This is a genomic window from Aeromonas sp. S8(2024), from assembly GCF_041403085.1.
GTDB lineage: Bacteria > Pseudomonadota > Gammaproteobacteria > Enterobacterales > Aeromonadaceae > Aeromonas > Aeromonas dhakensis.
In genome coordinates, this window is the sequence record NZ_JBGLRF010000003.1 from 181,883 (window position 1) to 193,451 (window position 11,569).

Consider the following 11,569-nt stretch of genomic DNA (forward strand, 5'->3'; position numbering starts at 1 on the left):
ACAACGGAGTGTCCATGAAGATATTGCAAATGCTCACACGGACGGGGCTGGCTGCCCTGCTCCTGACCACCCTGCCGGCCCTGGCCGATCTCGATATCGGGGCGCTCAGCGCCTTCTCCAGCGACAGCCCCGACAGCCCCATCCCCAAGGGGTTGGTGCTGGGCGGGGCCGTCATCGGCGGTCAGGCCCGCTATCAGCACCAGGATGACACCCTGCTGCCGATCCCGGGTGCCCTCTACTTTGGCGACAACCTCATGTACCTGGGGGATCGGGCCCGCTACTACCTGAGCCGCAATGGCGGCCTCTCCACCTACGCCTTCGGCCGGATGCGCTTTGGCAATCTGGATCCGGACGATGATCCCTTCCTGCACGGCCTCGACAAACGCAAGGGTGAGTTCGAAGCCGGGGTCGGGGCCGATCTCATCACCCCCTATGCCCTCTGGAGCGTGCGGGCCACCAGCGACGTGACCGGCACCAGCAATGGCCAGGAGCTGATGCTGTGGGCCAACTTCCCCATCATCCGCGGCCCGCTGCTGCTGATGCCGGGGGCCGGCGTCATGCTGCGCAGCCACAACCTCGCCAACTACTACTTCGGCGGTGTCTCGCAAGATGAAGCGAGGGCGGACAGGCCGGCGTGGAACACCGGCACCACCCTCTCCCCCATGGTCTCCCTCATCGGCAGCTATCGCTTCAACGCCAACTGGATCGGCGGCTTTGGCATCAACTACGAGCGCTATGACGGCGACATCGCGGACAGCCCCCTCGTCCAGCATCAGGGGGAACTCTATGCCGGGCTGGGGCTCGGCTATATCTGGTAACGCCCCGGCTACCGCCCCAAAGAGAAAAGGAGCCCATGGCTCCTTTTCTTGTGATCCGGCAGAGAACACTGTCACAGGCGGGCCAGAAACTCAGCCAGCGCGCCGTTGACGAAGGCGGGGTTCTCCAGCGAGGCGATGTGGCCGGCCGCCGGGATCTCCTTGAACGGGCAGCCCAGCACCTCGGCCATCAGGTAGCCTTCCAGCACAGGGCGGGCCTTGTCCTGGCAACCCGTCATCACCAGCGCGGGCAGCCTCATCTCTTCCAGCCACTCGATGCGATCTTCGCGGGTCACGAAGCTGCGACCCACCGCCACCATGGCGGCCACCTTGTCGGCCGGCCAGGCGGCGAGACGCGCCTTGAAACCGCTCATCAGGGCGACATCCGGCTGGTCGGCAAAGAACAGCGGCGCCACCTGCTCGACGATGGGAGCCGGGATGGTACCAAGCTGCTCGATCATGGCCAGCATGCCGAGGTAGCGCTCGCAGGTGATCTGGGGCTCGAGGCCGACGAAGCTGTCCATCAGCACCAGCCCCTTGAGGCGCGCAGGCGCCATGCGCGCCAGCTCCACGCCCCACATGCCGCCGATGGAGAGACCCACCAGCACGAACGCGTCGATGCCGAGCGCATCGAGCAAGGCCAGGTGATCGCGAGCCAGGGTCGCCAGGGTGCAACCCCCCTCGGGCAGCGCATCGGAATCACCGTGGCCCCACAGCTCGGGCACGATGCAGCGGTACTGCCCCTTGAGGGCTTCGACCTGGGGCGCCCACATGGCGCTGTCCCACAGGTAGCTGTGACCAAACAGCACGACCGGGCCCTGCCCCTCGTCCAGATAGGCCATCTGGCGGCCCGCTATCTCCATAACTTGCTTCATGTTTTCTCCTGTTGCCAACAGCCGGTGATGAGACGGCAGTGCACATCGCCATCATTGGCGTCATGTTTTTCTATTGCCTGCCGGCGGCTCGTGAGGCGGCAGTGTAACATGACCCCCTTGGCAGTGACGCCCGCCTGGTGCAATCTGGAAAGGACTCAATAAGGAGACAATCATGCCGAAGGACAAGAGCAAGAAGCGCCCGCGCCTGGACAAGAAGACCTACGAGCACCACCTGGCCCATCTGCAGGAGGAGCTGGTCAAGCTGCAGGAGTGGGTCAAGCAGGAGGGGCTGAAGGTGGTGGTGCTGTTCGAGGGCCGCGACGCCGCCGGCAAGGGGGGCGTCATCAAGGCGATCACCGAGCCCCTCAACCCCCGGGTCTGCCGGGTCACCGCCCTGCCAGCTCCCTCTGACCGGGAACGCTCCCAGTGGTACTTTCAGCGCTACGTGACCCACCTGCCCGCCGCCGGCGAGATGGTGCTGTTCGACCGCTCCTGGTACAACCGGGCCGGGGTCGAGCGGGTGATGGGCTTTTGCAGCGACAACGAGTATCGCGAGTTTCTGCGCGCCTGCCCCGAGTTCGAGCGGATGCTGACTCGCTCAGGGATCACCCTCATCAAGTACTGGTTCTCGGTCAGCGACGAGGAGCAGGAGAAACGCTTCAAGGAGCGGATCAACACCCCCATCAAGCGCTGGAAGTTCAGCCCGATGGATCTGCAGTCCCGCTCGCGCTGGGTGGAGTACTCACGCGCCAAGGACGACATGTTCACCTACACCGACACCGAGGACTGCCCCTGGTTCGTGGTGGAGGCGGACGACAAGCGCCGAGCCCGCCTCAACTGCATCTCACACCTGCTGGGCAAGGTGCCCTACGAGGCGATCCACTACGAGCCCATCACCCTGCCCCCCATCAACACCGAAGGCTACGAGCGCCCGCCGCTCACCAGCCAGCACTTCGTGCCGGACATCACAGCTGCGCTCGAGGCCTGAGCACTGCCACCTCGCCTGCCGTGCTCGCCAAACGGCAGGCAATAAAAAGCCGGTCTTGCGACCGGCAAAAAGGCATTGAATATAAAGAAAAGGAAACCTCGGCAGCCGCCCCTTGTCAGGTGCGGATGTATTTGGCCGTGCGCGGGAAGGCTTGCTCCTTGGCATCGAACAGGTAACACGCCTCGGCCGGAATGCCGACGCTGTACTCCTGGCCGGTGGCCACGTCCACGTCGGAGCTGGCCTTGACGGTGAAGTCATGCCCAGCCACGTCCATGTAGACGAAGGATTCGGCCCCCAGGTGTTCGGCCACCTGCACCACCCCGCTCACGCGGCTGTCGGCATGGGCGTGATCGAGCGGCACCAGGTGCTCGGGACGAATGCCCAGCTCCACCTTGTCGCCAACCGCGCCGCGGCGGGCATCGACCCGCACCCGCACGCTGTCGCCCGTGGTCAGCTTGACCAGGCACTCCTGCTCGCCAATCTCCACCAACTCGCCGGCCAGGAAGTTCATCTTGGGAGAGCCGATGAAGCCCGCCACGAACTTGTTGTCCGGGTTGTGGTAGAGCTCGAGCGGGGTGCCGAACTGTTCCAGGTTGGTGGTCGCGTCCGCCTTGAGCGGGCTCAGTACCACGATGCGGTTGGCCAGGGTCATGGCCTCCACCTGGTCGTGGGTCACGTAGATGATGGTGGAGTTGAGCTCCTTGTGCAGCTTGGCAATCTCGATGCGCATCTTGACCCGCAGGGCGGCGTCGAGGTTGGAGAGCGGTTCGTCAAACAGGAACACTTGCGGCTGCTGCACTATGCTGCGGCCGATGGCGACCCGCTGGCGCTGACCACCGGAGAGCGCCTTGGGCTTGCGGTCCAGCAGCGGCTCGAGACCCAGGATCTCGGCGGCGCGCATCACCCGCTTGTGGATGTTCTCCTTGTCCATCTTCTTGAGCTTCAGACCAAAAGCCATGTTCTCGTAGATGTTCATGTGCGGGTAGAGGGCGTAGGACTGGAACACCATGCCCACGTTGCGCTCTACCGGCGGCACGTCGTTCATGTAGCGACCGCCGATGGTCAGCTCGCCGCTGGTGATGTCTTCCAGACCGGCGATCATCCGCAGCAGGGTGGACTTGCCGCAACCGGACGGGCCGACGAAGACGATGAACTCCCCTTCCTTGATGGCCAGGTTGATATTGCGCAGGGTGTCCTTGTGGACAGCCGGATCGTAATTTTTGCGAACGTTGTTGAGTACTACTTCAGCCATGTCGAGCTCCGCTCTTGAATCTTTGCAAATCGTGATGGCGGGGGGAGTCGGCTCCCCCGGCCATGAACCGTTAACCTTTCACGCCGCCGGCCGTGAGACCACCCACCAGCCAGCGCTGGGCGAGCAGGAAGACGACCGTGATGGGGAAGCCCGACAGCACGGCGGCTGCGGCAAAGTCACCCCACAGGTAGTTCTGCGGATAGAGGTACTGCTGAGCCCCGACCGCCAGGGTCAGATTGTTCACATCCTGCAGCAGGATGGAGGCCATGGGCACCTCGGTGATGGAACCGATGAAGGCCAGGATGAACACCACCGCCAGGATGGGCACCGACAGCGGCAGCAGGATCAACCGGAACGCCTGCCACGGGGTGGCACCGTCGATGGCCGCAGCCTCCTCCAGGGAGGAGTCGATGGTCTCGAAGTAGCCCTTGATGGTCCAGACGTGCAGGGCGATGCCGCCCATGTAGGCCAGGATCAGGCCGCCGTGGGTGTTGAGACCCAGCCATGGGATGTAGTCACCAATCTTGTTAAAGAGCGCATAGATGGCCACCAGTGCCAGCACCGCCGGGAACATCTGGAAGATCAGCATGCCCTGCAGGATGGTGGACTTGCCACGAAAACGCAGGCGGGCGAAGGCGTAGGCACAGGTGGTGGAGAGCACCACTATCATCAGGGCGGTGATGCCCGCGATCTTGATGGAGTTCCACAACCAGGTCAGCACCGGGAACGGCGGCGGCGTGATGCTGCCGTCGGCGTTGGTGATGGACATGCCCAGCGCCAGCTTCCAGTGATCCAGGGTCGGGTTGGAGGGGATGATCTCCCCTACCGCGAAGTTACCGTTTCTGAACGAGATGGCGATGACCATGATCAGCGGGAAGATGATCAGTGCCAGGAAGCCCCACATCACCAGGTGGGTTGCCCACACCCGGTATTTGACTGATTTGGGTTGTACGATTGCCATGTTGAAGCCTCCTTACAGTTGCTTGTCGGCTTTGGACAATTTCAGGTTGAGCAAGGCCAGCGCACCCACGATGAGGAAGATGGCGGTGGCGATGGCACTGGCCAGACCGTAGTCCTGACCACCCGAGCCCTGGAACGCGATCCGGTAGGTGTAGCTCACCAGCAGGTCGGTGGTCCCGGCCGGGGTGCTGGCGCCAATGATGTCCGGCGCGCCATTGGTCAACAACTGGATGAGCACGAAGTTGTTGAAATTGAAAGCGAACGAGGCAATCAACAGGGGTGTCAGCGGCTTCATCAAGAGCGGTACTGTGATCTTGAAGAAGTTCTGCACCGGACCGGCACCGTCCATGGCAGACGCCTCATAGAGATCTTCCGGAATGGCTTTGAGCAGGCCCATGCAGAGGATCATCATGTAGGGGTAGCCAAGCCAGGTGTTGACGATGAGGATCATCACCTTGGCCAGGAAGGGGTTGGTATACCAGTCCGGCTTGATGCCGAACGCCGCTTCCAGGAACAGGTTGATCTCGCCGAAGTTCTGGTTGAACAAGCCCTTGAACACCAGGATGGAGATGAACGCCGGGATGGCATAGGGCAGGATCAGCATGACCCGGTAGAAGCCGCGCCCCTTGAGGGACTCCCACTGCACCAGACAGGCCAGCACCATGCCGATGGCCAGGGTGAAGCCCACCGAACAGGCGGAGAAGATCACGGTCCAGACGAAGATCTGCAGGAACGGCGCCTGGATACCCGGATCGGTGACGATGCGGGCGAAGTTCTTCCAGCCCACGCTCACCACGAAACCGGGCGCCACGCTCTTGCCGACAAACTGGCCCTGCTCGTCGATGTATTGATAGAAGCCGGTGTCGCCGTTGGGCAGCATCAGCTCGCCGCTCTGGTTGTCACGCAGCAGGTTGCTGTCTTTGATCACCACCCCGGACTTGAGCACGGCACCGTCCAGCAGACGAGTGTACTGCTGCTTCTGGGCGGCGAACTTGCGCAGGCTGCTCAGGGTCAGGTGAGTGCCGCCATCCGGCAGCACCAGATCGAGGGCGCTCAGGTGGGTGCGGTGGTCGACGATGGCCCGGATGGGCGCCACCTGGTCCACGGCCTCACCGGCCAGGGGTTGCAGCTGAACAACTTGTACCTTGTCATGAACCCTGCCCTCGCGGACAGCCAGTTCACGGGCCTTGTTGTTCATCAGGGTAACGGGTTGACTGATAAAGGATTGGTCGTCCTGTTTCAGCAGCAGCTGAAACTGATTGTTCTCACCACCCAGGAGGGTGAAATCGAATTCACCGCCCGCCACCTTATAGGTTTTTTTCAGATGGTAATCCCGCGCCTGCTCGATGGAGAGCAGGTTGGATCCCGAATAGTTGGTGAAGGCGATGCCGATCGTGTAGGCAAGAGGGAAGATGATAAAAACAACCATGCCAGCCACACCGGGGAAGATATAGCGGTGGGCATAGGTCTTCTTGTTCATGAAGACATACAGACCGACGGAGACCACCACCAGATCAAGCAGAGCGAATACCCACTCACCGCTGGCGTACATCATCACGGCTGCATAACCGTTGAGGATGGCTACCAGGGCAGCAATGGTCCACTTAAGCCAGGTGTGCTTATCCTTCGGACCGGCATAGGATTCGATAGAAGGTACTACTTCCATGCCAATTAACCTTTATAACGCCAAGAGAGATTTGAGAGAGTGGGAGGCCGTTGCGGCCTCCCGGGTAGTGCGTGCTTACTGAACGATACGCTTGGCAGCGGTATCCAGGGCTTCGTCAACGCTCTGACGGCCGGAGGTCACGTTCTTGAGGGCAGTTTCGAAGGAGGACCAGAAACGGCTCATTTCAGGCACGGACGGCATCGGCTCGCCATTCTGGGCATTTTGCATGGTTGCCTTGATGTGCGGATCCGCTTCCAGGGTCTTCTGGAAGGACTTCAGCGCCACGGCGCCCAGCGGCTTGTCGGCGTTGACCGGAGCCAGACCGGCGTCGGTCAGCAGGTAGTTTTCCAAGAACTCGATGGCCAGATCCTTGTTCGGGCTGGCGGCGTTGATGGTGGCACCCAGCACGCCGACGAAGGCCTTGGCCGGTTTACCCTTCAGGGTCGGCAGCGGCGCTACGCCGTACTTGATGCCGCTCTTGTCCAGGTTGCTCCAGGCCCAGGGACCGTTGATCATCATGGCCACTTCGCCCTTGTTGAACTTGGCGTCCATCACACCGTAGTCGATGCCTTTTTCCAGATGACCGGACTTGATCATCTCGGAGATGTAGCCGACACCGGCCTTGGCACCCGCGTTGTTCACGCCGGTGTCTTTCACGTCATAACCGGTAGCGGTCTTCTTGAAGGCGTAGCCACCGTTGGCAGCCACCAGCGGGTAGCTGAAGTAGGGGGTGTCATAGGCCCACATGATGGCGCGCTTGCCGCTCTTCTTCAGGTTCTCGTCAATCTTGGCGATCTCTTCGAAGGTCTTCGGCGGCTCCGGCAGCAGATCCTTGTTGTAGATCAGGCTGACGGCTTCGACGGCAACCGGATAACCGTAGGTCTTGCCATCAACGGTCATGGCATCCCAAGCGAACTGTTCAAACTTGGCTTTGGTGGCGGCATTCGGGGTCACGGGGACCAGCAGACCGGCCTTGACCCACTCACCGTAACGGTCGTGAGCCCAGAAGAAGATGTCCGGGCCGTTGCCGGTGGCAGCGGCTTGCTGGAATTTCACTTCCACCTGATCAGGGTGAGCAACCGTCACCTTGATGCCGGTTTCGGCTTCAAATTTCTTACCTACTTCGGCCAGACCATTGTATCCCTTGTCACCGTTGATCCAGATGGTCAGTTGGCCTTCGTCAATGGCGGCAGTGGCAGAGCAAGCCACACCCAGAGTAGCCAGACCGATCAGGGATGACAGCAATTTCTTTTTCATGAGCCTTTCCTTGTATTAGTTCCGCGCTGCAAGAGCATTGTGTGCGAGATGAATATTATCCCAAGCCGTTACCGCCTCACATGACGCAACTCGCATTTTTGAAACGCAATTACGTATTTTCTTCCGGAAAGTTCTGAAAACATTTTCTTATTTCAGGGGGTTAACGCCATTTATTGGCATATTTATCGCCAAATTAAGAAATTAAATTACCAAAGAGAAATAAATAAACATGAATGAAAGGGTTTTCACCTCATTGAAAACCCTTTCACAGGGATTATTCTGTTTAATTTGTTAACAAATCACCGAGTTGGTTTCGCTGCCACCTACCCCGTTAAATAAAAAGACACCGCAGCAGGCTGCGGTGTCTTTTTGCCAAAAGTGGAAAGCAGATCACATTACGACTGGCGCAACAGCTGATCCTTGAGGTTGGGCGGCACCCCCTTGATGGTCAGGGTATCGGTCTGGGGATCGTAGAAAATCCGGCTGTTGAGCAGCTTCTGCTCGAAGCTCAACGTCAGGCCGCCACCGGAGCCGACGAACTTGGTCAACCCGCGCAGGGTGGAGCGGTCCGCCGGGAAGCGCTCTTCCAGCTCGTACTCCTGACCGATGAAGCTGTAAAAATCGAGGTCGCCCTCCCCTGCCTCTTTTGACGAGAGCTCCGCCGACAGCTCCCTGATCTCTATCTCTTCACCGGCGCTGGCCTGCTCGGTGCAATATTTGAAGACCTGTTTCTTGTAGTCGTTGCGCTCGGCCGGTTCGAGCTGGCGGCTGTCGCAATAGTCGTCCACCGCCTGCAGCAGCCCCTTGTTCTGGATCTTGGCATCCATCCCCTCGCGGGCACCCAGCAGATCCATGAAAAAATCACCCAGCTTGCGACCGACCCGACCCTTGCTGAAAGTGATGTAACGGCGCGAATCAGCCTGGGTTTTCCATTCGGTGAGATCGATGCGGGCCACCAGGTTCAATTTGCCGATATCCAGATACTGGATGTGGCGCAGCTCCAGCGCCTCGCTGACGGTGACGCTCTCCTTGCCCTCCAGCAGGGCGATCATCAGATAATCCACACCCACGTAGTTGTACTTGGCAAACAGCAGCACCCCCTGTTCGTCGAGGGCGTGCTCCACCAGCTGCTTGACCAGCAGCTGGGTCATCTCCACCGAGAAGGGAACGAATTCGAGCTGCTCGTCCAGCAGCTTTTCCAGCGCGATGCGAAACAGGGGAGAGGGCTGCTTGGGGGCCTCTTCCCCCTCTGCCAGCTCGGCGACGGCGGCCTCGGGGTCGGCGAAGAAGCCAAAGCCCTTGCCCCCCTTGCCGTTGTAAATGCGGTGCAGCTCCGCCATCAGCCCCTGTACAGCCTCATCGGCAGGCAGAAGCTGGCTGCGGGTGTCGGCGTGAGGTTGACCATCGCCGCCCTGGCGCAGGGAGTGAAGAATGATCTTGTCGATATCGAGACTCATGTCACAAAGCCATAGTGTTAGCCGAAAGGGTGAAGTATTATAAGGCGCTTTGAACCGAGATGAACCCAAGATTATGCCCATCGTATCAAAGTACAATAACGAGCAGTTTGACGCCCTGATGAACGACCTGATCACCGCCCTGGAGAAGCACAAGGCGCCGGTGGACCTCAGTCTGATGGTGCTCGGCAACCTGACCACCAACATCATCAATGGCATGGCCCCGGCCCAGCGTCAGGCGATCACCGAGAAATTCATCCAGGCGCTCACCGCCTCGGTCGATCATCGCCACGACGCTCATTGAGTCTCTTCGCATTCTTTGATGTTTTTCAAGCAGATGGATCACTATGGTCGAAACCGGCAACCCCTATCGTGATAATGTCTCTCGCCTGATCACCTGGGGGCATTGGTTCTCCTTCTTCAACATCATTCTGGCCATGCTGATCGCCACCCGTTATCTGGGGGCGATCAGCTGGCCGTCGACCACGCTCGGCGTGACCTATCTCATCATCAGCTGGATCGGTCACTTCTCGTTTCTGAGCTTTGTCACCTACCTGTTGACGATCTTCCCCCTGAGCTTCGTGCTGCCCAGGGAGAAACCATTGCGCTTCATCTCCGCCATCATCGCCACCCTGGCGCTGGTGCTGCTGCTTATCGACACCCAGGTGTTCCAGCTGTTCAAGTTCCACCTCAACGGTCAGGTGTGGCAGCTGCTGCTGGATCAGGCCCAGACCGAGGAGGGCTCGATCTGGAGCATCATCTTCGTGGCGGTGCCTACCATCTTCCTGGTGCAGTTGCTGCTGTCGGCCTATGTGTGGCGCAAGATCAACAAGCGCAAGCGCCGCCAGTACGGCAATCAGGTGGGGCTGGCCCTGCTGGTCTGCTTCATCCTGACCCACGTGGTCAACAGCTGGGCCGATGCCACCCTGTATCAGCCCATCACCATGCAGCGCGCCAACTTCCCGCTCTCCTACCCGATGACCGCCAAGAGCTTCCTCGCCAAGCACGGCTGGCTGGATCTGGATCAGTACGAGAAGAAGGCCGAGTCCCAGGATGGCGACAGTGCGAGCCGGTTGCGCTACCCGCTGCGCCCGCTCAGCGTCAACGCCCCGCTGACCCACAAGAACCTGCTGATCGTGGTGGTCGACTCCCTGCGGGCCGACATGCTCAACAACATCAACATGCCCAATCTGCAGCGCTATGCGGATCAGCACCTCAACTTTGCCAACCACATGAGTGGCGGCAACGATGACGCCATGGGGATGTTCAGCCTGTTCTACGGCCTGCCGGGCCACTACTACGACGACATTCGCAACGACAAGACCCCGCCGGTGCTGTTTGACGAGATGCTGCGCCAGGACTACCAGTTCGGCCTGTTCGGCGCGCTGGAAGATGCCCAGCAGTATCGCCAGAGCATCCTCTCCGGCCTGCGCAAGCAGGTGTTCGTCTCCGAGCAGACCGACGATACCCAGCTTGTCGGCGACTGGCAGCAGTGGCTCGCCAAGCGCTCCCCTGACCGCCCCTGGTTCTCGCTGGTCTATCTGTCGAGCCCGGGCGACTACCAGCTGCCGGCCGGCATCAAGGGCCCCTTCCAGCCGGAGCTCACCAAGTTCAACCCGGCCACCGCCTATCAGGCCGAAAACCTGCAAAAGCTGGAAAACCGCTACAAGAACTCGGTCTTCTACACCGATCAGCTGCTGGAGCAGATGCTGACCCAGTTGCAGCAGCAGGGCATTGGCGAGCAGACCATCGTCGTGGTCACCGCCAACCACGGCCAGGAGTTCAACGATACCCAGAGCAACAGCTGGGGCTATGGCACCAACTACTCACCCTATCAGGTGCAGGTGCCCTTCGTGCTGGCCTGGCCGGGCAACGAGACCCTGCCGACGAGCCCGGTGAGCAGCCACCTGGATCTGGTGCCCACCCTGATGCAGGGGATGCTGGGGGTGCGCAACCCGCCGCGGGACTACAGCATAGGCCGCAACCTGTTCGACAACAGCCCGCGCAACTGGCTGCTGGCGGGGGATCAGCGCGACTTTGCCATCTATCAGGGCAACACCATCACCCACTTCAACAAGCAGGGTGACTTCGAGCTGCTGGAGCGCAACAGCTACCGTCCCATCAAGCACGGCACCCCGGACATGGGGGTCATGATCCAGGTGATGAACGAGCTGAACCGCTTCTACCGCGCCCCCTGAGGCCCGTCCTGTATCCCTTGAAAACCCGCTCCTCGAGCGGGTTTTTTATTGCCGACATAACCTTGGCATGAGCTGCCAAACCCTCAGCCAACACCTTGCCACCC

10 protein-coding genes are annotated in these 11,569 nt (G+C 60.4%); 4 read left to right on the forward strand and 6 right to left on the reverse strand.

Annotated features, from left to right (window positions below; genetic code table 11):
- The first annotated feature begins 29 nt into the window (after positions 1 to 29).
- Positions 30 to 818, forward strand: coding sequence for a MipA/OmpV family protein (locus tag ACB031_RS09690; protein ID WP_371139678.1), 789 nt, complete (start codon positions 30 to 32; stop codon positions 816 to 818).
- A 71-nt stretch (positions 819 to 889) separates the two neighbouring features.
- Here the strand turns inward: ACB031_RS09690 and ACB031_RS09695 are convergent, their stop codons facing one another.
- Positions 890 to 1,690, reverse strand: a complete 801-nt coding sequence (locus ACB031_RS09695; protein ID WP_371139451.1) for an alpha/beta fold hydrolase — start codon at positions 1,688 to 1,690, stop codon at positions 890 to 892.
- A gap of 172 nt (positions 1,691 to 1,862) precedes the next feature.
- Between ACB031_RS09695 and ppk2 the strand changes: the two genes are divergently transcribed.
- The gene (gene ppk2 / locus ACB031_RS09700; protein WP_005299604.1) at positions 1,863 to 2,678 is read left to right on the forward strand and encodes a polyphosphate kinase 2; all 816 of its coding nucleotides are present in this window, start codon (positions 1,863 to 1,865) and stop codon (positions 2,676 to 2,678) included.
- Positions 2,679 to 2,793: 115 nt separating this feature from the next.
- Here ppk2 and ACB031_RS09705 read toward each other — a convergent pair whose 3' ends face one another.
- The 5 genes from ACB031_RS09705 to yejK all read right to left on the reverse strand — a co-directional run bounded on the left by ACB031_RS09705 (position 2,794) and on the right by yejK (position 9,270).
- Positions 2,794 to 3,930: an ABC transporter ATP-binding protein gene (locus tag ACB031_RS09705; protein ID WP_371139452.1), complete on the reverse strand. Its 1,137-nt coding sequence runs from the start codon at positions 3,928 to 3,930 to the stop codon at positions 2,794 to 2,796.
- A 70-nt stretch (positions 3,931 to 4,000) separates the two neighbouring features.
- Positions 4,001 to 4,891, reverse strand: a complete 891-nt coding sequence (gene malG, locus ACB031_RS09710; protein WP_005299600.1) for a maltose ABC transporter permease MalG — start codon at positions 4,889 to 4,891, stop codon at positions 4,001 to 4,003.
- A gap of 12 nt (positions 4,892 to 4,903) precedes the next feature.
- Positions 4,904 to 6,556: a maltose ABC transporter permease MalF gene (malF, locus tag ACB031_RS09715; RefSeq protein WP_005299595.1), complete on the reverse strand. Its 1,653-nt coding sequence runs from the start codon at positions 6,554 to 6,556 to the stop codon at positions 4,904 to 4,906.
- A 75-nt stretch (positions 6,557 to 6,631) separates the two neighbouring features.
- Positions 6,632 to 7,813 (reverse strand): maltose/maltodextrin ABC transporter substrate-binding protein MalE, encoded by a 1,182-nt coding sequence (malE, locus tag ACB031_RS09720; RefSeq protein ID WP_017779386.1) that lies wholly within the window; start codon positions 7,811 to 7,813, stop codon positions 6,632 to 6,634.
- Between the two features lie 395 nt (positions 7,814 to 8,208).
- Positions 8,209 to 9,270 (reverse strand): nucleoid-associated protein YejK, encoded by a 1,062-nt coding sequence (yejK, locus tag ACB031_RS09725; protein WP_026140927.1) that lies wholly within the window; start codon positions 9,268 to 9,270, stop codon positions 8,209 to 8,211.
- Between the two features lie 73 nt (positions 9,271 to 9,343).
- Between yejK and ACB031_RS09730 the strand changes: the two genes are divergently transcribed.
- Complete coding sequence (locus ACB031_RS09730; RefSeq protein WP_005299589.1) at positions 9,344 to 9,571, forward strand: YejL family protein; 228 nt, start codon at positions 9,344 to 9,346, stop codon at positions 9,569 to 9,571.
- Positions 9,572 to 9,614: 43 nt separating this feature from the next.
- Positions 9,615 to 11,465: a DUF3413 domain-containing protein gene (locus tag ACB031_RS09735; protein ID WP_005299588.1), complete on the forward strand. Its 1,851-nt coding sequence runs from the start codon at positions 9,615 to 9,617 to the stop codon at positions 11,463 to 11,465.
- The last annotated feature ends 104 nt before the right edge of the window (positions 11,466 to 11,569 follow it).